Genomic DNA, 23,165 nt, shown 5'->3' with positions numbered 1-23,165 from the left:
CTCTGGTCAAATATATCCGAAAATAAGCAGATTTTCGCCTGAATTCATGTAAAAATCACTACATTAAAAATCTTATAATGTCGGAAGCAATTCTTTCATCAGCTTTACACCATGAACGATCGCCTGTTTCTCAAATGTAGGATAATCCACCTGTGCACTTCCATCTGCCTTATCTGAAATTGCACGAATGATCACACATGGAACATGATTCAAATACGCACCGTGAGCAATTGCTGCTCCTTCCATCTCAGCACATTTCGCACCAAAATTATTAACAATACGTTCTTTTACTTCTTTTTCAGAAATAAACTGGTCTCCGCTTGCAACTCTTCCTGTAAATGTACGAATATCTGAATTCGCCTTTTTATTTGCTTCCACTGCTTTTCTCACAAGTTCTTTATCTGCCGGAAATGCAAATACATCCATACGCGGCACCTGTCCGACAGGATCTCCCAATGCACTGACATCCATATCATGCTCTACTGCATCTGTAGATACAACAATATCTCCGATATTGATCTCTGCATCCAGAGAACCGGCTACACCTGTATTGATCAGCTGATCCACCTGATAAAAGTCTGCAAGGATCTGTGTACAGATTCCCGCGTTCACTTTACCGATTCCGCTCTGTACAACAACTGCTTCTTTTCCATAAAGCTGACCTTTATAAAATTTCATGGATGCCTTTTCCTGCATCTCGCATTCTGTCATATCCTCGATCAGCTCACGGACTTCTTCTTCCATCGCTCCGATAATTCCTACCATAGCTTCTTAATCTCCTATCTTTTATATTCCCTTTTCTTAATTGCTTTATTTTCTTCATTAAGCTGTTACATGATTTTATCAATCTCCTCTATGATACACTCAAATGATTTTCAAAGTCAAGAAAAAAGGCCATCCTGTCAGAATTGCTATCTATATCGCTACTGTCTGCACTACTTGTGCCCGGCAATATAAATATCTTTCTGACCAGATGACCTTTCTTAATTATCTGTTATAATGAAACAGCCTTAGATCTTATTATTTGTAGTTAACGATCTTTCCGAAGTCAGCCTTAAGGGAAGCTCCACCTACAAGACCTCCATCGATGTTAGCCTGTGCAAAAAGCTCAGGAGCTGTAGCTGCGTTTACAGATCCGCCGTACTGGATACGGATTGCTTCTGCTGTAGCTTCATCATATACTTCTGCGATGCAAGCACGGATTCCTGCACAAACTTCTTCAGCCTGCTCTGTTGTAGCTGTCTTTCCTGTTCCGATTGCCCAGATTGGCTCGTAAGCGATAACTGCTGTCTTAGCCTGATCTGCTGTAACACCCTGGAATCCAACCTTAACCTGCTGACGGATGAAGTCCATTGTTACGCCCTGCTCTCTCTGCTCAAGAGTTTCTCCACAGCACATGATTGGTGTAATACCATGCTCAAATGCTTTCAGGATTTTCTTATTTACATCTTCGTTTGTCTCACCGAAGTACTCTCTTCTCTCAGAATGTCCGAGAACTACATATTTAACACCTGCATCTACAAGCATATTCGGGGAAATCTCACCTGTGTAAGCTCCGCTCTCCTCAAAATACATGTTCTCAGCTCCAACCTGGATGTTTGTTCCCTTAGCAGCCTCTACAACTGGTACAATATCAATAGCCGGTACGCAGAATACGACATCTACGTCTTCGTTAGCTACGAGTGGTTTTAACTCTTCTACAAGCGCAACTGCCTCGCTTGGAGTTTTGTTCATTTTCCAGTTTCCTGCAATAATTTTCTTTCTTGCCATTGTTCTTATCTCCTTGAATTTTATATTCAGAACCCGTGTGAAATGTAACAACACGGGTTTCTTCTGATCTGTAATTACAGATTCTTATTATTTATCGTTAGCTGCCGCTACTCCCGGAAGTTCTTTTCCTTCGAGGAATTCAAGAGAAGCTCCACCACCTGTAGAGATATGTGTCATCTTGTCACCATATCCAAGCTGGTTAACAGCTGCTGCAGAATCTCCACCACCGATGATTGTTACAGCATCTGTGTTGGCAAGTGCTTCTGCTACTGCCTTTGTTCCTTCAGCGAATTTCGGCATCTCGAAGCATCCCATTGGTCCGTTCCATACAACTGTCTTCGCAGATTTAACAGCATCAGCGAACATCTCAGCTGTCTTAGGTCCGATATCAAGACCCATCCATCCGTCCGGGATCTCGTTCTGAGCTACAACTTTTGTATTTGCATCGTTAGAGAAAGCATCTGCTGCAACAGCATCTACTGGAAGAAGAAGTTTAACACCTTTCTCCTCTGCTTTCTTAACCATGTCAAGTGCATACTGTAAGTAATCTTCCTCAAGAAGGGAATTTCCTACATTACCGCCCTGAGCTTTTGTAAATGTATAGCACATTCCGCCACCAATGATCAGTGTGTCAACTTTGTCAAGAAGGTTGTTGATTACAGAAATCTTGCTGGAAACTTTGGATCCACCAAGGATAGCAACAAATGGTCTCTCCGGATTCTCTACTGCATTTCCAAGGAAATCGATTTCTTTCTGCATTAAGTATCCAACAACAGCTGTGTCAACGAACTGTGTAACACCTACGTTAGAACAGTGTGCTCTGTGGGCTGTTCCGAATGCATCGTTTACAAATACATCACAAAGAGATGCAAGATCTTTGCTGAATGCTTCACCATTCTTTGTCTCTTCTGCTCTGTAACGTGTATTTTCAAGAAGGATAACATCTCCATCTTTCATAGCTTCAACAGCTGCTTTTGCGTTTGGTCCAACTACTTCCGGATCAGCTGCAAATTTAACTTCCTGTCCGAGGAGCTCAGAAAGTCTTACTGCTACTGGTGCAAGTGAAAGCTCCGGCTTTGGCTCTCCCTTCGGTTTTCCAAGGTGGGAACAAAGGATTACTTTTCCTCCATCAGCAATCAGCTTCTTGATTGTAGGAAGAGCTGCCACGATACGGTTCTCATCTGTGATCTTTCCATCCTGAAGCGGTACGTTGAAGTCACATCTTACAAGAACTCTTTTTCCTTTTACATTGATATCATCTACGGATTTTTTATTAAGTGCTGCCATTTTTCATAGCCTCCTGTATTTCTATTTCCTGTCACTTTCACGTGCAGAATCTGTTCTGCACAAAGAAAATGGGGTCCGGTCCTACAATAAGACCGGACCCCATTGTGAGTCAATAATTCAGATAAATCTCTGAGATTCTAATTCCTCAAAAAGAATTAAGCCTCAAGAAGTTTTCCAAAGTATTTGATTGTTCTTACCATCTGGCTTGTGTAAGAGTTCTCGTTGTCATACCATGAAACAACCTGAACCTCTGTTGTACCATCGCCAACTGGAAGAGCCATTGTCTGAGTAGCATCAAACAGTGAACCATATCTCATTCCTACGATATCGCTGGATACGATCTGATCTGTGTTGTATCCGAAGGACTCGTTGGAAGCAGCCTTCATAGCCTCGTTGATCTGATCAACTGTAACTTCTCCGTCAACTACTGCTGTAAGGATTGTTGTAGAACCTGTTGGTGTAGGAACACGCTGAGCAGATCCGATAAGTTTTCCGTTCAGTTCTGGGATAACAAGACCGATTGCTTTAGCAGCACCTGTGCTGTTTGGTACGATGTTAACTGCAGCTGCACGAGATCTTCTAAGATCACCTTTTCTCTGCGGTCCATCAAGTGTCATCTGATCTCCTGTGTAAGCGTGGATTGTACACATGATACCGGACTTGATTGCTGCAAGGTCGTTAAGAGCTTTTGCCATCGGAGCCAGGCAGTTTGTTGTACAAGAAGCTGCGGAGATGATGTTCTCATCTTTTGAAAGTGTCTCGTGGTTTACATTGTAAACGATTGTCGGAAGGTCATTTCCAGCTGGAGCAGAAATAACTACTTTCTTAGCACCTGCATCGATGTGAGCCTGAGCTTTTGCTTTGGATGTGTAGAATCCTGTACACTCCAGAACAACGTCAACACCGATTTCTCCCCAAGGAAGTTCAGCTGCGTTAGCTTTTGCGTAGATCTTGATCTCTTTTCCGTCAACTGTGATGGAATCCTCTCCTGCCTCTACTGTATCTGCAAGAGCGTATGTTCCCTGAGTTGAGTCATATTTTAATAAGTGAGCAAGCATCTTAGGAGATGTAAGGTCGTTGATTGCTACTACCTCATATCCTTCTGCTCCGAACATCTGTCTGAAAGCAAGACGTCCGATACGTCCAAAACCATTAATCGCTACTTTTACTGCCATGATTAATTCCTCCTAAAAAGTTTAAAAAATTTATGACTGTATCTCCAGCCATGGCGATGAATTTAACAAAGCGATAATTGTTAAATATTCATCAACTAGATTTATTGTACTAAAACACGAACAAAAATTCAAGTCTTAAATCCATATAATTCTAATTTTATGGAACAATTCTCCTAAATACCGGTTTCCGCCCCTTAAATTCTGCATAATAACTAAAACCGCAGCCTGTAAGTATCTCTCGCGCCTGTTCATAGTCAAAAGCTACATGTTCCGATCTGTGTGCATCTGCTCCGATTGTGACAATTTCACCACCAAGTTCCTTATATCTTCTGATCACATCCGGATGTGGATTTGGAAATCCAAGTCCATATTTCATTCCCGCCATGTTCATCTCAAGTCCTTTACCATGACTGATCAGATGTTTTAGTATCTCATCGATCTCTTCTGCATATTTTCTGTAAGAATATGCTTCTGCCTGATGTGCGCCATAACGGACAACATAATCCAGATGCCCCAGGCTATCGAAGGAATCTATTTTTTTCAGATTTTCAATTGTCACCTGAAATGCCTCACGATAAGCCTCTTCATCACTCCGGCCTTCGAAAAATCCGCGATAATACGGATCCTGTCCATGGATAAGATGTACTGAACCGATCACAAAATCAAACGGATATTTTTCTGTCAGTTCTTTATAATATTCTCCCAAGTGTGGCTGAAGTCCGATCTCTACACCGATTCGGACTTCCAGTTTCTTCTGATATTCTGTTTTTAATTGCGTCAGTCTGCTGAAATATTCATCTAGGTCGAACATAAATGCCCCCGCCGGAAAATCCGGTGTTTCCGGAAAGTCTTTATCAAGATGATCCGTGATGCAGACTGCCTGCATTCCTTTATTCACCGCTGCATCAAGCATGGAATGTACAGATGCATCACTATCTTCTGAAAATCTTGTATGCATATGAGCATCACATGTTATCATAATATTGTGCCGCCTCCTAATACATACTCACCATCATAAAGAACAACTGCCTGTCCCGGTGTCACTGCACGGATTGGTTCATCAAATGTACAGGTAATCTCATCTTCGCCTGTCTTCTCCACTGTACACCAGGCCCCTTTATGATTGTAGCGGATTTTTGCAAACACCCGGATTGGTTCTGTAATATCCTCTGCGCTCATAAAATTCAGTTCATTTGCACGTAACGTATAAGTCAGTGATTCTTCATAAGTTCCTATTACAACTTCATCTGTCTCCGGACGAATCTCCAGTACAAATGCAGGATACCCTAATGCAAGCCCAAGTCCTTTACGCTGTCCTACTGTATAATGAATGATTCCTTTGTGTTTTCCAAGGATCTTCCCATCCGGTGTCACGAAATTTCCCTGACGAATCGGAGCATCTGCGTTTTCTTCAATAAAAGATGCATAGTCTCCATCCGGAACAAAACAGATATCCTGACTATCCGGTTTATTTGCCACCTGCAGTCCGATTTTTTCTGCCATCTCACGGATCTGATCTTTTGAATAATTTCCAACCGGCATCAATGTATGTTCCAGCTGTTCCTGTGTCAGATTATAAAGTGCATAAGTCTGATCTTTCGCAAGCGTTGCAGATCTTCGGATTGCATACCTTCCATTCGGAAGTTTATCAATCCTTGCATAATGTCCTGTTGCGATATAGTCTGCTCCGATGGAAAGACTTCTCTGCAAAAGTGCTTCCCATTTCACATAACGGTTGCAGGCAATACACGGGTTAGGTGTTCTTCCGTTCAGGTATTCTTTTGTAAAGTAATCAATTACATTTTTCTGAAATTCCTGCTTGAAATTCATCACATAATACGGAATACCAATAGACGATGCAACACGTCTTGCATCGTCTACCGCACTGAGCCCACAACAGCCGCCGTTTTCTTCTTGAACTTCGTTTTCCTCGTCCTGCCAGATCTGCATTGTCACACCGATCACATCATAGCCTTGTTCTTTCAAAAGCCAGGCTGCCACGGAGGAGTCTACTCCCCCGGACATTCCAACAACAACTTTGCCTTTGCTCATTAATATTCCTCTTCCTCTGCTTCTTCGCCTTCATGAATATCTGACTTCGGTTTCTTAAGTCCTTCAATCTTAATATCATGCTTCTCTGCATAATCCCAGAGTGCTGCATGAATTGCTTCCTCTGCAAGGAGTGAACAGTGAACCTTTACCGGCGGAAGTCCGTCAAGAGCTTCCATAACGGCTTTGTTTGTTACTTCCATTGCTTCCTGGATACTCTTTCCTTTTACCATCTCTGTTGCCATACTGGATGTTGCAACAGCTGCTCCACATCCGAATGTTTTGAATTTCACATCGCGGATGATCTGGTTGTCATCAATGTCAAGATAGATTCTCATGATATCTCCACATTTTGCATTTCCAACTGTTCCTACACCGCTGGCGTTCTCAATCTCTCCTACATTTCTTGGATGCTGAAAATGATCCATTACTTTCTCTGTATACATTATATAATTCCTCCATTTTGTTTATCTTTTTATCCAAAAATTATTCTGTATTTTTCTTTTAAATCATTCTGACTTATGCATTCTTCTGCTGCTTTTTTATAAAATCTTCGTAGAGTGGAGACATACTGCGCAGATGTGCAACAATCTCTTTCAACTGATCAATTGTATAATCAATATCTTCTTTTGTTGTATCAGCTCCAAGTGTCATACGAAGGGAACCATGTGCGATCTCATGCGGCAGTCCGATTGCAAGAAGGACATGGGATGGATCCAGAGAACCTGATGTGCAGGCGGAACCACTGGATGCACAGATTCCTTTCATATCCAGCATGATCAGAAGGGATTCACCCTCTACAAACTGGAAGCTGAAGTTAATATTGTTTGGAAGACGTTTCACACGGTCTCCGTTCAGTCTGCAATATGGAATCTCTTTCTCAATTCTGGAGATTGCATAATCGCGGAGTTCTGTCTCCTGTTTCATTCTCTGATCCATAGAAGCCATTGCAAGTTCAACTGCTTTTCCAAGTCCAACGATTCCAGGTACATTCTCTGTTCCTGCACGGCGCTTTCTCTCCTGTGCTCCACCATGGACGAAGGAGCGGATCTTCACACCTTTTCTGATATAAAGGAAACCGATTCCCTTTGGTCCGTTCAGTTTATGTCCACTGGAACTGAGCATATCAATATTCATCTCATCTACATTGATCGGTACCTGACCAAACGCCTGGACAGCATCTGTATGGAAAAGTACTCCATGTTTATGTGCAATCTCACCAATTTCTTTGATTGGCTGAATACTTCCGATCTCATTGTTTGCAAACATTACGCTGACCAGAATTGTATCCGGACGGATCGCTGCTTCAACAGCTTCCGGACTGACAATACCATTCTCATCTACATCCAGATAAGTCACTTCATATCCTCTCTTCTGGAGATATTCTCCTGTATGAAGGATTGCATGATGTTCAATCTTTGTTGTAATGATATGTTTTCCCTTTGATTCATAAGCCTCAGCTGTAGCTTTCAGCGCCCAGTTATCAGATTCAGAACCACCAGCTGTGAAATAAATCTCCTCTGTCTTCGCACCAAGTGCTTTTGCTATGATTTCTCTCTGTTTTGTGATCACTTCTTTATTCGCAGCCGCAAAACCATAAACACTGGATGGGTTGCCAAAATGCTCTGTAAAATATGGGAGCATCGCATCCACAACTTCCGGTGCTGTCTTTGTTGTTGCTGCATTATCAAGATAAATTAATTTTCCCATTACCTGTTACCTCACTTTTATTTTATCTACTTTGTTTTCTTACTGTTCACAAATAATTGTAGACAATGATTCTTTTCAGTTTTTACACTTTGTATAATCCAGATGATTGTCTGTATGTCCAAGACATTTACTTTCTGTCACCAGTTGGTTCAGCCAGATTTCATCTACTGTCTGGTTAATACTATCATTGATTCGTTTCCACACATACTTTGTCACACAGCTGTCCGCACCTTTGCATTCTCCTTCCGGATCAAGTCCGGCGCATTCTACTGGTTCAAGATTTCCTTCCAGTGCACGAAGCACATCTCCTACAGAAATATCTTTTGCTTCCTTTGCTAAGACATATCCACCATTTGCACCTCGGATACTCTTGACAAGTCCTGCTTTTTTTAGCTTCGACATCAATTGTTCCAGATATCGTTCTGAAATATCCTGACGTCTTGCAATACTTGTGATGGAAACCGGAGAATCTTCACTGTATTGGGCCAGATCGATCAAGGCACGCAATCCGTATTTCCCCTTTGTTGACAGTTTCACATCTTCACCTTCTTTTTCTTTTCCTTTTCCTAGTATTATGCTAGGGTTTCCTTTTGTAGGATATCACCAGTCTTACGTTCTGTCAAGGATGTTTCTTGAATATGTTGTTTAAAAATAAGTTCATTTCTGGTTACTGTCCGCGTTGCACGTGGCAGCAATCATTTTGACATGAGGGTATTATGTTTAGAAAAAAACATTCTTTGATTAAAGGAACACTGATTCTCACATCTGCCGGTCTTGTAAGCCGCGTTCTCGGATTCTTTTTCCGTATTTTCTTAAGCCATACCTTTGGAGAAGAACAGGTCGGACTTTATCAGTTAATTTTCCCTTTCTACGCACTCTGCCTGTCTTTGAGTACTTCAGGTCTTGAAACTGCCATTTCCAGAAGTGTCTCTCGCTTTCACTCCCTTGGCCGAACGCAGGACGGAAAGTTGATTTTCCAGACAGGTCTGATTCTTTCTGTTCTGATTTCTCTGATTTGCACTTTTCTGGTACAGAAGAATTCCGTTTTTCTTTCAAATCGTTTTCTTGGAGATCCAAGATGTGCAACACTATTATATCTGATCGTTCTTGCACTTCCGGCGGCTTCTGTCCACAGTTGTATCTGTGGTTATCACTATGGTCTGCAAAGAACCTCTGTCCCGGCTATTTCACAGTTAATCGAACAATTTGTTCGAATTTCTTCTGTTTTTGTTTTATATTTTATTTTTATACACAGTGGAGTTCACCCTGCGATTCCATTGGCTGTATCAGGTATTATTTTCGGAGAACTTGCAGCAGCAGGCTACTCGCTTTTTTCACTGAAGAAGAAGGGTTTTGATGCCGATTCTCCATATATTCTTTCTATCTCAAAATCTTGTTCTGAATTGCTACGCCTCTCTGTTCCATTGACAGTTAATCGCACAGCAATTACATTCTTGCAGGGAATTGAAGCAGCTTCAATCCCTGTCTGCCTTGAGCTTGCATCTCACAGCGCTTCCGAAGCTCTCAGTATTTATGGAGTACTGACCGGAATGGCATTACCATGTATCCTTTTCCCCTGTGCACTCACTAACTCAATCAGCCTGCTTTTAATTCCAGCAGTCGCACAAAAGCAAGCTGAAAGCTCTTCAAAAGAGACATTTCTCCTTATAAAAAAGGCTGCCGGAGGATGTTTCTCCCTTGGTCTTCTGTGTTCTGTCTTCTTTCTTCTTACCGGGTCTTTTCTCGGAAACTTCCTGTTTCACAGTACTTTAGCCAGTAATTTCATCGTAACACTTGCCTGGATCTGTCCTTTTCTGTACACAAGTTCCGCTCTTCTCAGTGCGATTAATGGACTGGGACTTACAACCCTGACGCTGATGATCAATCTTCTTGGATTATCCATCCGCATTCTTAGTGTATATTTCGGAATCCCGCACTATGGAATTACAGGATACCTATGGGGACTTTTCATCAGTCAATCAACTGTCTGTCTCGTTGCATTACTCACACTTTCCCACGAAATCAAAAAAGAATATTTACAATCTGTTGAATCAGCCACGGATTAAGACAGGATTCTAAAAAAATCCCAATTAAAAACAAACCGCATACAAAGAACGTTTTTTGTCTGTTCCACTGATTCTGTGGATAGTTCCAACAAAAGCGCAAAAGCACAAGAACTGCCGGAACATAAAAAAGGAACTGTGGAAATAGTCCTGCCACACAAAGAATACTTCCCTTCATTCCTAATTCTGCCACTGCCTCTGACAGTAAAATTCCTCCTGACATCCCAGTCCACAGAAGAAAAAACGCTGCCACAATTTTTCTAATCCGGATTCCCATCGCCAAAAACAGCACCAGGAAAAAAATTCCCCGTACCTGAATCAAATACCAAATGTACTGTTGAAAAGATATCTTCTCATTCTTTAATCTCATAAGATAAACTTCTGTAAAAGTTCCGATCAGGCTCAGCTGTTCTCCCCATATATAATTGACAATCAAGATTCCTGTCAAAAAGCCTGTAAAAAACAGAGCCAGAAAGTAATGACCTGTACGAAATGCCTTCACCAGTATTCCTCCCACCCTATAAAATGTTCTGCGGATATATTTTTATCCTCAATCTTCCACACCATTATATGAGTGTCTGGTTTTTCTCATGCGGCAGCGATGCTACTTATTGTCGGCATTCAATCATTTTCCATACTTTACAGCATAAGCCATCAAAGAAGAAACTGTCTTCGCATCTTCAATCTCACCTGAAAAGATCTTTTCCTTCAATTCTTCTATTGTATAAGCGCCAAGTTCAATAAATTCATCTTCATCCAAATGCTGTTTTGACGGTATCAGATCATGTGCCACATAAACTTCAATCCGTTCGTTACAAAATGCTACTGTTGTCCGTAAAGTGATCAGCCACTCAAGATTCTCGCTGCGATACCCTGTCTCTTCCTCTAATTCGCGAGACGCACACTCTATACCAGGTTCTCCCACTTCATCAAGTGCTCCTGCCGGAATCTCCAATGTATATCGATCCAGCGCATTTCTATACTGTCTCACCATCAAAATCTTACCATCTGCTGTAACCGGAACTACCGCTGCTGCTCCTTTATGACCTATAAAATCCCATACTACGGTATGATCCCCGTCCACTTCTATCGTGTCCTGATAAAAATCAAGAATCTTTCCTTTAAATTTCAATTCTCTGTTAATTCTTTTAATCTTCTCGCTCATTCCGTTCTCCCTTCTTTTACCTTACATCACCGTATGCATTCTATATCAAAGACTTTTACTCTTACCTGTAATAGCTTTCTCAGTAAACTAAAAGCCCCTGTCTTTCGACAAGGGCCAACTTTCATCTTCTGTTATGATTCTCTTATTTTGCGTAATCTGTTGCTCGTGACTCACGAATAACATTTACTTTAATCTGTCCAGGATATTCTAATTCAAACTCAATCTGTTTTGCAATATCCCTTGCTAAAAGCACCATATCATCGTCAGATACCTGCTCCGGAACTACCATAACACGAATCTCTCTACCTGCCTGAATGGCAAAAGACTTATCTACACCTTTAAACTGGTTGGTAATATCTTCTAACTGTTTCAATCTGTTTGTATATGTCTCGATGGTTTCTCTTCTTGCTCCCGGTCTTGCAGCTGAAATAGTATCCGCTGCCTGAACAACACAAGCAATCAGACTCTGCGGCTCCACATCACCATGATGTGCCTCCACAGCATTAATAATGGTTGCTGATTCTTTGTATTTTCTACAAAGATCTGAACCAATCTGAATATGTGATCCTTCTACGTCATGATCAATTGATTTACCAATATCATGAAGAAGTCCTGCACGTTTTGCAAGTCTGACATCCAGTCCGATTTCACCTGCAATAAGACCGGATAACTGGGCCACTTCGATTGAATGCTTCAATGCATTCTGTCCATAGCTTGTTCTGAACTTCATACGTCCAAGAAGACGGATCAACTCCGGATGAATTCCTGTAACTCCAACGTCAAGAGCCGCAGCTTCTCCTTCCTCGCGGATCATTGTATCCACTTCTTTCTGAGCTTTTTCAACCATCTCCTCAATTCTTGCCGGATGAATACGTCCATCCACGATCAGACGCTCAAGTGCAATTCTTGCAACTTCTCGGCGGATTGGGTCAAACCCTGATAATACAACCGCTTCCGGAGTATCATCAATGATCAGTTCCACACCAGTTAATGTTTCCAGTGTTCTGATATTTCTTCCTTCTCTACCGATAATTCTTCCTTTCATCTCATCACTTGGAAGCTGAACTACAGAAATTGTAGTCTCTGCAACATGATCTGCTGCACATCTCTGAATTGCATTCACAACATACTCTTTTGCTTTCTTGTCAGCCTCTTCCTTTGCCTGAGTTTCCAGTTCTCTGACCATCTTGGCTGTGTCATGCTTGACGTCATCTTCAACAGTTTTTAACAGATATTCTTTTGCCTGTTCGGAGGTAAGTCCTGAGATTCGTTCCAGTTCCTGCACACGTTTCTGGCTAAGTTCTTCTACTTTGGCTTCACGCTGGCGAAGATGTTCTTCCTTCGCTGTCAGTTTGCTCTCACGATGTTCCAGTACATCTGACCGTTTGTCGACCGATTCTTCCTTCGCGAGTACACGCTTCTCATAACGCTGTAACTCCGCTCTTCTTTCTTTCGTCTCTTTCTCGAGTTCATTCTTTGTCCTGATGGACTCTTCCTTTACTTCCAAAAGAGATTCCTTCTTCGTCGTCTCTGCAGTCTTTACAGCATCGTCAATGATTTCTCTTGCTTTTGCTTCTGCATTCCCAATCTTGCTTTCCGCATTCTTTCTCAGATTGGAAACTGTAACAAAGTGAGTAATGATTCCGACTATCAACGCGAGGGCCACGGCAACGCCTATAAATAAACCTAGACTTATCTGCACAGGAGCACCTCCTTATTCGATTTTCATTGTACATATTACTCAAATACAACACTTAAATTTTATACTGTTTCAACAACAATGTCAAGCATTGTAATTATTATTTTGTATCACATGACATAACCCGGTTACTGTTCACACGATGTGCGACCAGCAACGCATCTCGCCATTTTAAATCGCCTTTGGCGATGGGGCGAGATGCATTCAAGTCAAAACACGCATCCTCCGTGTCAATTAGCGAAGTGATTGACACGGGAGTGTACAGTTACTCTGTTTATCATAATCTGATATAACATGGCGGATCACCTCATAACGAAATCCTTTTCGCGCAAGATATCCTAATATCTTTTGATATTCCTGCTCTTCCATTCTTTCCGGATCAACCTTCTTTTTTCGCAGTATCCTTCGGATTGCCTCTTCCTCAGAATCTTCACTATAGCACTGTTCAAAAGCCAGGCAGATCAAATCATCAGAAACTCCCTTCTGCGACAGCAGTGCCTTGATTTCCCGTTTGCTTTTAGTATCTTTGCGGCTCATAACAAAATTTTCCGCATATCTTGCATCATCCAGATATCCAAAAGATCTCACATATTCAATTGCTCCGCTGATTGCATTCTCCGGATATTGTCCCGCCTTCAGTTTTTCCCTTAATGCAGACTCAGTACGATCCATATCCTCCAGCAAATGCATTGCTCTCTTCTTTGCGCGTTTCAACAGTACCTCATTCTGAATCTTTTCATAATTTTCCTGCGCGAGATCTTCTCCCTGCTTTATACCAAAACGCTTCAACTCACCTTTATAAAGCACAAATGCAAATGTTCCATCCAGATATACTTTAAACTTCGTCTTTGTCTGCTCTTCTATCCCAGTAACAATCATTCTTTCTTTTCTGCCTCATCAGCCACTTTAGAAGCCGGTGTCAGCTTCAGATCACTTGATGCCCCTGTCTTCTTCTCAGCATCTGGAAGCTCATTCTCTGCTTCTTCTGATCCGGATAATGCATAATGTGCTCTCACCTTCTGATCCAGTGTCTCCATCACTTCCGGATGTGATTCCAGATATGCCTTTGCATTCTCTCTTCCCTGGCCAATCTTCTCTCCCTCATATGCATACCACGCACCGCTCTTCTTCACAAGATCAATATTGGTTGCGAGATCAAGAATATCTCCTGCACGGGAAATACCTTTTCCAAACATAATATCAAATTCCGCTTCTTTGAACGGCGGAGCAATCTTATTCTTCACAATACGGATTCTTGTACGGTTTCCTACCATCTCTCCACTCTGCTTTAAAGTCTCGATTCTTCTGACATCCATACGCACAGATGCATAGAATTTCAGCGCACGTCCTCCTGTCGTTGTCTCTGGATTTCCAAACATTACTCCAACTTTCTCACGCAGCTGGTTAATAAAGATCACAATACAGTTTGACTTGCTGATAACCGGTGTCAGTTTTCTCAATGCCTGTGACATCAATCTTGCCTGCAGACCAACATGACTGTCTCCCATATCCCCTTCGATCTCCTGCTTTGGAACAAGTGCAGCTACAGAGTCAATGACAATAATATCAATCGCCCCTGAACGTACCATTGTCTCTGCAATCTCAAGGGCCTGATCTCCACTGTCAGGCTGTGAAATATAGAGTTCATCGATATCTACTCCGATATTCTTTGCGTATACAGGATCCAGTGCATGCTCTGCATCGATAAATCCGGCAATTCCGCCTCTCTTCTGAACCTCAGAAATCATATGAAGTGCGACAGTTGTCTTACCACTTGATTCAGGACCATAAACCTCAATCACACGTCCCTTTGGCACACCGCCAAGTCCAAGTGCCAGATCAAGGCTCAGACATCCGGTAGGAACTGTCTCTACAGCTACATGCGCCCCTGATTCTCCCAGCCGCATCACTGCACCCTTACCAAAATCTTTCTCCAGCTTTGCGATCGCTGCATCCAGTGCTTTCTTCTTCTCTTCGTTATTCGCCAGCTTTGTAACGCTCTCTTTGCCTGCCATAATTTTCTCCTTCTCTATCTCTCTTAGTGTATAAAACCCATTCTCTCTTTTTTCGAACAGTTGTTCGTCTATGAATAGATTTTATTATACTTCTTTCAAAATGTCAACAATAATTCTTCCCCTTAATTTTGTTGCAATAATACGATATACCATGGAATCCTCTTCCTGAAACAGAAGCATTGAAGTTCATGTGAATCAGTGCCGGCTTAAGGATCTGCCGGCCAGACAACTAAAGAATAGCATAAGGAAAGGCAGAATGCAAGTACCACAGCACTTACATTCTGCCTTTTATACTACACTGCTTTCCAGTGTTTCACTTCTTCTTTGTAAAAGATAATTCCTTCCTGGATAATTTTGAATCCACTGCCTTCAAGTTCCGCAATCGTAACAGAACAATTTGGCGGTACTTCATTTTTCCAGAAATGTTCTACTGAAAGACTGCCTCTCATCCTGTTCAGCATTGCTGTCATCGCAGCACCATGAGTAGAAATTAGAAGATTCTTATTCTTCAGCTTCTTACTCTCTTCAAGACTCTTTAAAAACTCTCCGGTTCTTTCATAAAGTTGTTCTACACTTTCAGCATCTTCCGGAGGAATATAATTTCCCGTATCCTGAAAGAATTTCTGAAATGCAAGATTCTCTTCTTTCGTCTTATCTACACAAGACATTCCCTCATACGAGCCAAAAGAAATTTCCTGGATTCTCTGATCTTCATAAAGCGGAATGTTGCGTCCTTCAAGAAGAATCTCTGCCGTTTCTTTTGCACGCCGTAAGGGACTTGTATAAGCCAGATCAATCTGGTATTGTCTCATCCCATAAGAAGTTTCCCGGGCAAGATGACGCCCATATTCATTTAAGGGAATATCCTTTCGTCCCTGTACCAGTTTTTTCTTGTTCCAATCCGTCTCTCCATGACGCACAATATATAGCCTCACTGCTGCCTACACTCCCTCTTCTTATCTTTTTAATACTTCTCTCCTGATATATCTGTAAGTAGTTTCCTCGCCTTCTTCCGCAAGCATATGAAGCAGTTTTTCTAATAATTCTCTTGTATCTTTATGCATCAGCTCATCTGCACGTCCGTTTTCATAATAAGCAAGCGGTGCATCAGAGGTATATGCATCCCCGAGATACACTTTACTTGCTGCAATGCGGTCAAGAAACATCTCTACTACATATTTCACCGGCATCTTCATTCCCGCCAGAAGGTTCGGTCCCTCCAGACTATAATCAATCCAGTATTCATAATGGTGTTTGTTCCTGCCTTTGTGGTGGAGCCATGCGGAAGAATACCCCTTTTCTTCCCGTTCGGCATTATTAGGGCTTCTTGTCCCCTGATAGTATCTGCATCCCACACGGAATTCTGTCCAACTGTATTTTGACATATCATGGAGCAGTCCCTGTTTGTACAACCCAACACGAAAACACTCTTTCAATACCAGTTTTTTGTGTTTTGTTATGGTACAAAAATGTGCAAATGCCTTCATACTTTTCCCTCTCTGGCCGGCTGTTCTTCTTTACAAAGTTCTTCTGCTCCCTGCCGTTTTTCTATTTTATTTACATTCTGCGTCTTAGCTGTATGAATCGGTTTCTTTTCTGAACGACTCTTCTTTTCCTCTATCCTGCGTCCAACCAGAATTGCTACGCTACGTTCTTCCAGTAATACATCTTTCTGATTTTCCAGCTTTTTCGCTTCACAAAGCACGCCATCTTTTGTAGCCATAACAAGATACCATTCTACGTTCTTTCCAATTGATGGTATTGCGAAGTGATGCGGCAGCCAATGCATATTATACGCTGTAAAACAAGGAAACTCCCCTTCTTTCGTTCCTGAATACAAGACACCTAACTGACGGCTGGAAACTTCTGCTTTTACCTGCCATGCATTTTCTCCATGGTAGGATACGTCCGGTATGCCACATCTCGTGGTATCCATTCCGGATAGTGCTGTACTCTGGTGGAGACAACGATGTTCTTTTCTCAGCCCGATCAGTTTCTTTGTATACTGAAACAGCCAGTCATCTTTCTTCAACTGTGTCCAGTTCACCCATCCTGTCTCGTTATCCTGACAATATGCATTGTTATTTCCTCTCTGCGAATTACAGAATTCATCCCCTGCAAGAAGGCATGGAGTTCCCTGAGCCGTCAACAGGAGTTCTAATGCATTCTTCACCTGATTCTTTCTAAGATTGACAACTGCGCGTTTTCTGCTCGGTCCTTCAGCTCCGCAGTTCCAACTGTAATTATAATCTGGTCCATCCAGGTTCTTCTCACCGTTTTCTTCGTTATGTTTACAATCATAAGACACTAAATCCCATAACGTAAATCCTGTCTGTGTTGTAATATAATTGCATTTTCCATTTTCCGATGAACGATTTTTCAATGCCCAGATGACATCATTGACCATATTCTCGTCACCTTTTAAGAAGCGACGCATCACATTCTGGAAACCATCATCTTTCTGCATCAGCTTGATATCTTTCAAAAACGGATCTTCTATCAGCTGTTCCCACGGTACGTTATAAGGATTCAGAACAAATCCATCCACATGATACTCCAGCATATAAAAGCGTAGACATTCCGTTACATAATTTGCTGATATTCCCGGAATAAATGGCATCTCCAGTACAACTTCTATGCCCTGACTATGACATGCTCGCACCATATCTTTCAACTCACGAACTGCACTTTTCCCATATGCATAGGCTTTTTTAGGGGCAAAATAAAAACCTTTACCATATCCCCAATAGTTCACTTTTGTTTTTCCGCACTCTTCAAATTCATAGACCGGCATACACTGAATCTGGTTGACTCCAAGTTCTTTTAAATAATCCAGTTTTTCAACAACCCCCTGAAATGTTCCCTTATGCACCACTTTCGAAGAAGAATGTTTTGTAAATCCACGCACATGCAAACCATAAGCCACTACATCTTCCCATGGAAGATGTAGGCGCTGATCCTCCTGCCAGTCATAGTCCTCCATTGAAACAATTTTCCCACGAATCTGATGTTCCTGAAGTTTTCGTTCTACACCAAATTTCTCTTTTCCTGCAAGTTCTTTTGCATATGGATCCACACATACTTTCCCATCAATCAGAAAATTGTATTCATATCGATCTGCTTTCAGACCTTCAACAGATAAGAAACGTACTTCTCCAACGCCTTCTTCCTCCGGCATATCAAACTGATATTCCGGAACTTCTTTTCCTCTCTTATACAGTAAAAGTTCACATGTCTTCCCTTTTGCTACCTGAACGGCAAAATTTATATTTTTGCCTTTGATATCCACTCCAAATGGCTGCGGACTCCCCTTTATCTTCCTCATAGTTAACCCCTTTCTTGAGCAATCAATAAATTACTGCCATCCATCCGTTCCGTACATTTCAACATTATCACGATTTATAAAGAAAGTTTCCTCATAATTATCCTTCTCGTAATCCTTGTCTGCCAGTAATGCTGTCGCCACCTTTACTGCTGTCTTTCCCATATTGATCGGGGACTGTGCTCCAATCCCGGTCATTCCTCCAGTGCCATTCACCAGTGCTGTTTTTGTCGCCGGGGAACCATCCACACTATACACGCAGATATTCGTTCTCTGCGCTTCTGTGATCGCTGCCATCACCTGTTCTGCCATAGGATCACTACCACACATTACAGCATCAATCTCACTATTTTCGCTCAGAACCTGTGTCATCTCGTCCTTCACATTACTGCTGTCTCCCAATGCTTCAATTCTCTTTACCACTTCAAACCCACTGTTTGTTATAGCCTCTTCAAATCCGGTAATTCTCTCATTCACTGAGTTCACCCCAGGGTTTTCCACAATCACAATTTTGCCACCATCTGGTTTCTGGACCAGAAGATCCTGCCCGCATACATATCCCGCATTCTCATTATCTGACCCTACAAATGCAGATACAAGGCTTGTCTCTTTTACTTCTGTATCAAGATTGATCACCGGAATATCTGCCTCTTTTAAGGCTTCAAGTGCGGGAGTGATTTTCTCCCAATCTACCGGACAAAGAAATACTGCCTGTACCCCTTCGTTGATCAACTCCCGAATCTGTTCATTCTGCAAATCAGCATCTGATGCCGGATCACGAACCATCAGACGGTCACCTTGAGCCTCTAATGCTGTCTGGACAGAATTTTTCAATGTGTCATAAAAAGGATTCGACATATCAATCCCACTAAATCCAAACAGTCTGCCACTTTCCCCTGTATTATCATTTTTCTTATCATCCTCTTCTACTACTGCATTATCTTCCGGTGTTCCAACATTTTTCTTTCCACATCCAAGCAGTGCTGCCGCTATACACAAAACTGCCACTGTACACAGTATCCATCTTTTCTTCATATTGTCTATTATCCTTTCACTTCTATCAGTAACACTTTTATTCTACCTTGTTTAACCCGAAAGTCAATCTTATCTTGCTTTTTTCTCCCCTTTTTGTTACCATCAAGATAGCTGATCATTCTCGTTTTGAGCACCTGGCTGGTCAATACGGAATGAAATACAACACAGATTCAAAGGAGAAGATTATGAACGAAAACGAATCCCTCACAGTCACTTTGACACTGGAGAATAATGAGGAACTTGAATGCGCTGTTCTCAATATTTTTGAAGCAGATGAAAAGGAGTATATCGCACTTCTTCCACTGGATGAAAACGGTGATAACACAGACGGTCAGATCTATCTGTATCGTTTCATTGATAACGGAGAAGAGGAAGAACCTGGACTTGAGAACATCGAAGAAGATGAAGAGTTCGACCGTGTTTCCGCTATATTCAACGAATGGCTGGATACACAGGATTTCGGCGATATCGATCTTGATGCATTAGATGACCTGGAGGACTAAGTCTTGAGGATGTCAGCAAAGTGACTGACATCCGGTCAGCTTTTCAATAGTTCGTCTACAAAACGGGAAGGAGTAACTTCTTTCCCGTTTTTTATTTTCACATAACAGATCTTCAGAAAATCTTTTGCCCTTGTCATTGCCACATAGAATAATCTTCTCTCTTCTTCGATCTCCTTGTCTGTCTTTGCCTTCTGATACGGAATCCTTCCTTCATTCGCCGCAATCAGAAATACCTGCTTGAATTCCAGTCCTTTAGAAGCATGTATCGTCATCAGCCGGACACCCGGACGTGGTCTGTTTCTTTCCTTTTCCTTCACTTTCAAAGTCTCCGTATATTCTTCTACATGTGCAAACCATTCTTCAACACTTGAAAATGCTTTCGCCGCCTCTTCGATCTCTGCCAGTACTTCATTCAGATCAGATCTGTTTATCTGATGTGTAAATGCATACTCTTTCAGAAAATCGTCATAACCAATCCTTTTTCTGATATACTGGATTGCCGCATATGGAGCCATCTTCATAAGCATCTTAACATCCCACTCAAACTGATCAATCCGGTCGATCATCCAGTCTTTATCACAATAGAACTTCCGCATGTCTTCAAAAGAAACCTTCGCTCCTGCTACACTGTCTCTTCCAAGATATCGCTTTGGTCGGTTCATTATCTGTAAAAAATCTTGTCTGTGCCGGGCTCCTGTTGCCAGTCGGAAATATGCCATGATGTCCTTTGCGATAAAGTGTTCATATATATTTGGAAGATGTTCTTTCATCTGAAACGGGATCTTCCGCTCCACCATTGCTTCTACCACTGCTCGCGCATCTGTATGAACCCTGAATAGAATCGCAATCTCCTCTTCTTTTATGCCATTCTCCTTACATTTCTGTATCTCTTCAAGAACATATTCTGCCTCTTCCACCGGATCTTTCACTTCCTGAATATGAAGGCAGGAACCGCCTTCACGGTTTGCTTCCAATTTTTTACTGTATCTCTCCACATTATTTTCAATCAGTTTCAAAGAATTCTGTACGATATTTGCTGTCGAACGGTAATTCATTCCCAACAGAATTTGTTTTGCATCAGGGAAATCTTTTCCAAATCCAAGCATCAATTCTGAATCAGCTCCACGAAATCCGTAGATTGCCTGATCGTCATCCCCTACTACGAACAAATTATTTTCCGGCTGTGCCAGCATGCGGATCACATCATACTGAATTCGATTAATATCCTGAAATTCATCAATCAAAACGTATCTGAATTTCTTCTGCCACTGTGCAAGTACATCTGGTCTTGACCGGAACAATTCATAACAAAGTACCAGCATATCATCAAAATCAATCTTTTTCAGTTCTTTTCTATGCTGTTCATAATTACGGTAAATATTGCGAAAAGCATCCGCACTACACTTTTCTGATACAAATTCTTCCAGCGGAATCCGATTATTCTTCACTTTTCCAATTTCTGCCGCAATATCCTGAATAAAATCTTCTTCATCAAAGATCTCCATTCTTTCCTTGTTAATCACGCCACGCAAAATCTGATATTTTTCTGTCTCCGAAAGAATATTTTCCTGATTCATCCGGTAAGCCCATTTCAGGATTCCATAATAGATTCCATGAAATGTACCCACTGTAACCGGAAGATCTCTTTTGCCCATAACCAAACAGAGGCGGGATTTCATCTCCGCCGCTGCAAATCTTGTAAAAGTAACGACCAGAATTTCTTCTGGTCTTACTTTCTGTTTCTCTATAAGGTATTTTACTCTGTTTACAATCGTAAGCGTCTTCCCCGATCCCGGGCCTGCCAGTACAAGACATGGGCCGTCTGTGTGCTGAATCGCCTGCGCCTGTGCTTCATTAAATCCCATTGTACCTCTTTTCGCTGTCCTTACTGAAGTTTCTCGATTCCAAGACGGATTCTTCTAAGAGACTCCTCTTTTCCGAGTACTTCCATCAGTTCTGTTGCTCCACCCGGAGTGCTCTGCTTTCCGGAAACTGCTGTACGAAGCGGCCACATTACATAACCTACTTTGTATCCTTTTTCTGTTGCAAATGCTTTCAATGTCTCAAACAATGCATCATTACTAAAGTCCTCCTGCGCCTCGAGAACCGGAAGAACCTCGTTCAGAAGTGCGAGTGACTTCTCAGGATCTGTTTTCATCTTCTTGTGTGTATACAGTGCAATATCGTAATCTGGAAGTTCTTCAAAGAAATCAACCTGCTCTTTGATCTCCGGAAGAATCTCAATTCTTGTCTTCACAAGTGTTGCAATCTTCTTCAGATCATAGTCCTTTGTTACTGCCTCTTTCAGATAAGGCTCCGCAAGTGCATAGAACTTATCAAAATCCATTGCCTTGAGATATTCTCCGTTCATCCATTTCAATTTCACTGTATCAAATACAGCCGGAGATTTACTCATATGATGATAATCAAATGCCTCAACAAGCTCTTCCAATGAGAAGATCTCTCTGTTATCTGTCGGGCACCATCCGAGCAGTGCAACATAATTCACAACTGCCTCTGAAACATATCCCTGCTCGATCAGATCTTCATAAGAAGAATGTCCACATCTCTTGCTCAATTTCTTATGATTCTCATCTGTGATCAGTGGACAGTGTACATAAACTGGTACTTCCCAGCCAAACGCCTCATAAAGGCGGTTATACTTCGGTGCTGAAGATAAGTACTCATTTCCACGAACAACATGTGAAATCTCCATCAGATGATCGTCAATTACATTTGCAAAATTATATGTCGGGAATCCATCAGATTTAATCAAGATCATATCGTCAAGCTCTGCATTCGGAACTGTGATATCTCCGTAGATCTCATCATGGAATGTTGTCTCACCTTCATTCGGTACATTCAGACGGATAACCCATGGCTTACCTGCTGCCAGATTCGCCTCTACTTCTTCCTTGCTCAGACTTAAGCAGTGCTTATCATAAACAGAAATCTCTACTCCACCTTCGGAAACCTGTGTCTTTAAAGACTCAAGACGCTCTTTGTCACAGAAACAGTAATAAGCATCTCCCTGCTCTACAAGCTGCTTTGCATATTTAAGATAAAGTCCTGATGCATTACGCTCACTCTGTACATACGGTCCATATCCGCCATCTTTATCCGGTCCCTCATCATGGATGAGACCTGTTTTCTCCATTGTTCTGTAAATGATATCAAGTGCACCTTCCACAAAACGTTCCTGGTCTGTATCCTCTACACGAAGGAGGAAATCTCCCCCTTCATGCTTTGCGATCAGATACGCGTATAGTGCTGTTCTTAAGTTACCCACATGCATTCTTCCTGTCGGGCTTGGTGCAAATCTTGTTCTTACTTTCTTACTCATTCTATCTTCTCCAATTCTTGTTTGTTATT

Annotated in this window: 22 protein-coding genes; 2 read left to right on the top strand and 20 right to left on the bottom strand. The window is 41.8% G+C overall.

What is annotated here, in order from left to right; translation table 11 throughout:
* Positions 1–72 precede the first annotated feature (72 nt).
* From LI162_RS03425 to LI162_RS03385, 9 genes are all read right to left on the bottom strand, one after another.
* On the bottom strand, positions 73–765 hold the full coding sequence (locus LI162_RS03425; protein WP_227155745.1) for a 5'-methylthioadenosine/adenosylhomocysteine nucleosidase: 693 nt from the start codon (positions 763–765) through the stop codon (positions 73–75).
* A 255-nt stretch (positions 766–1,020) separates the two neighbouring features.
* Positions 1,021–1,770, bottom strand: a complete 750-nt coding sequence (tpiA, locus tag LI162_RS03420; protein ID WP_227155737.1) for a triose-phosphate isomerase — start codon at positions 1,768–1,770, stop codon at positions 1,021–1,023.
* An 87-nt stretch (positions 1,771–1,857) separates the two neighbouring features.
* Positions 1,858–3,057 carry a phosphoglycerate kinase gene (locus tag LI162_RS03415; protein WP_055144645.1) on the bottom strand — a complete coding sequence of 400 codons (1,200 nt, stop codon included), beginning with the start codon at positions 3,055–3,057 and terminating at the stop codon, positions 1,858–1,860.
* A 155-nt stretch (positions 3,058–3,212) separates the two neighbouring features.
* Positions 3,213–4,232, bottom strand: coding sequence for a type I glyceraldehyde-3-phosphate dehydrogenase (gap, locus tag LI162_RS03410; RefSeq protein WP_015528899.1), 1,020 nt, complete (start codon positions 4,230–4,232; stop codon positions 3,213–3,215).
* Between the two features lie 157 nt (positions 4,233–4,389).
* On the bottom strand, positions 4,390–5,211 hold the full coding sequence (locus LI162_RS03405; RefSeq protein WP_227155735.1) for a histidinol-phosphatase HisJ family protein: 822 nt from the start codon (positions 5,209–5,211) through the stop codon (positions 4,390–4,392).
* The gene (gene mnmA / locus LI162_RS03400; protein WP_227155733.1) at positions 5,208–6,284 is read right to left on the bottom strand and encodes a tRNA 2-thiouridine(34) synthase MnmA; all 1,077 of its coding nucleotides are present in this window, start codon (positions 6,282–6,284) and stop codon (positions 5,208–5,210) included. Before mnmA ends, LI162_RS03405 begins: the two co-directional genes overlap by 4 nt.
* Entirely contained in the window at positions 6,284–6,727 is a 444-nt protein-coding gene (nifU, locus tag LI162_RS03395; RefSeq protein WP_227155731.1) for a Fe-S cluster assembly scaffold protein NifU, read from the bottom strand. Before nifU ends, mnmA begins: the two co-directional genes overlap by 1 nt.
* 73 nt (positions 6,728–6,800) lie before the next feature.
* Positions 6,801–7,991 carry a cysteine desulfurase NifS gene (gene nifS / locus LI162_RS03390; protein WP_155203801.1) on the bottom strand — a complete coding sequence of 397 codons (1,191 nt, stop codon included), beginning with the start codon at positions 7,989–7,991 and terminating at the stop codon, positions 6,801–6,803.
* A 75-nt stretch (positions 7,992–8,066) separates the two neighbouring features.
* A complete protein-coding gene (locus LI162_RS03385) occupies positions 8,067–8,528 on the bottom strand; it encodes an RrF2 family transcriptional regulator (RefSeq protein WP_020435796.1) in 462 nt (153 codons plus the stop codon).
* A 179-nt stretch (positions 8,529–8,707) separates the two neighbouring features.
* Between LI162_RS03385 and LI162_RS03380 the strand changes: the two genes are divergently transcribed.
* The gene (locus tag LI162_RS03380) at positions 8,708–10,057 is read left to right on the top strand and encodes a polysaccharide biosynthesis protein (RefSeq protein ID WP_227155729.1); all 1,350 of its coding nucleotides are present in this window, start codon (positions 8,708–8,710) and stop codon (positions 10,055–10,057) included.
* On the opposite strand, the gene LI162_RS03375 is transcribed toward LI162_RS03380, so the two are convergent.
* The 9 genes from LI162_RS03375 to LI162_RS03335 form a co-directional block, all read right to left on the bottom strand.
* Complete coding sequence (locus LI162_RS03375) at positions 10,014–10,556, bottom strand: stage II sporulation protein M (RefSeq protein WP_227155727.1); 543 nt, start codon at positions 10,554–10,556, stop codon at positions 10,014–10,016. The two genes, LI162_RS03380 and LI162_RS03375, sit on opposite strands and share 44 nt — an antisense overlap.
* 123 nt (positions 10,557–10,679) lie before the next feature.
* Complete coding sequence (locus tag LI162_RS03370; RefSeq protein ID WP_015528893.1) at positions 10,680–11,219, bottom strand: NUDIX hydrolase; 540 nt, start codon at positions 11,217–11,219, stop codon at positions 10,680–10,682.
* 142 nt (positions 11,220–11,361) lie between these two features.
* Positions 11,362–12,915: a ribonuclease Y gene (rny, locus tag LI162_RS03365; RefSeq protein WP_055145286.1), complete on the bottom strand. Its 1,554-nt coding sequence runs from the start codon at positions 12,913–12,915 to the stop codon at positions 11,362–11,364.
* Between the two features lie 237 nt (positions 12,916–13,152).
* Positions 13,153–13,797: a regulatory protein RecX gene (locus LI162_RS03360; protein ID WP_020435792.1), complete on the bottom strand. Its 645-nt coding sequence runs from the start codon at positions 13,795–13,797 to the stop codon at positions 13,153–13,155.
* A complete protein-coding gene (gene recA / locus LI162_RS03355) occupies positions 13,794–14,933 on the bottom strand; it encodes a recombinase RecA (protein WP_015528892.1) in 1,140 nt (379 codons plus the stop codon). Before recA ends, LI162_RS03360 begins: the two co-directional genes overlap by 4 nt.
* A gap of 293 nt (positions 14,934–15,226) precedes the next feature.
* Entirely contained in the window at positions 15,227–15,868 is a 642-nt protein-coding gene (locus LI162_RS03350; RefSeq protein WP_227155725.1) for a histidine phosphatase family protein, read from the bottom strand.
* Positions 15,869–15,889: 21 nt separating this feature from the next.
* Positions 15,890–16,420 carry a DUF5662 family protein gene (locus LI162_RS03345; protein WP_226901009.1) on the bottom strand — a complete coding sequence of 177 codons (531 nt, stop codon included), beginning with the start codon at positions 16,418–16,420 and terminating at the stop codon, positions 15,890–15,892.
* Complete coding sequence (locus tag LI162_RS03340; protein WP_227155723.1) at positions 16,417–18,258, bottom strand: alpha-amylase family glycosyl hydrolase; 1,842 nt, start codon at positions 18,256–18,258, stop codon at positions 16,417–16,419. Before LI162_RS03340 ends, LI162_RS03345 begins: the two co-directional genes overlap by 4 nt.
* Positions 18,259–18,288: 30 nt before the next feature.
* A complete protein-coding gene (locus tag LI162_RS03335) occupies positions 18,289–19,290 on the bottom strand; it encodes a sugar ABC transporter substrate-binding protein (protein ID WP_055144670.1) in 1,002 nt (333 codons plus the stop codon).
* Between the two features lie 185 nt (positions 19,291–19,475).
* Here LI162_RS03335 and LI162_RS03330 point away from each other — a divergent pair, with 185 nt between their 5' ends.
* A complete protein-coding gene (locus LI162_RS03330) occupies positions 19,476–19,793 on the top strand; it encodes a DUF1292 domain-containing protein (protein WP_020435786.1) in 318 nt (105 codons plus the stop codon).
* 35 nt (positions 19,794–19,828) lie between these two features.
* On the opposite strand, the gene LI162_RS03325 is transcribed toward LI162_RS03330, so the two are convergent.
* Positions 19,829–21,658: an ATP-dependent helicase gene (locus LI162_RS03325; protein ID WP_227155721.1), complete on the bottom strand. Its 1,830-nt coding sequence runs from the start codon at positions 21,656–21,658 to the stop codon at positions 19,829–19,831.
* Between the two features lie 20 nt (positions 21,659–21,678).
* Positions 21,679–23,136 carry a glutamate--tRNA ligase gene (gene gltX, locus LI162_RS03320; RefSeq protein ID WP_020435784.1) on the bottom strand — a complete coding sequence of 486 codons (1,458 nt, stop codon included), beginning with the start codon at positions 23,134–23,136 and terminating at the stop codon, positions 21,679–21,681.
* Positions 23,137–23,165: the final 29 nt, after the last annotated feature.

The organism is Mediterraneibacter sp. 210702-DFI.3.120 (assembly GCF_020561005.1).
GTDB classification, from domain to species: domain Bacteria; phylum Bacillota; class Clostridia; order Lachnospirales; family Lachnospiraceae; genus Mediterraneibacter; species Mediterraneibacter faecis.
Note: the sequence above shows the minus strand (reverse complement) of the source record. Positions and strands in the feature narration are given on the sequence as shown.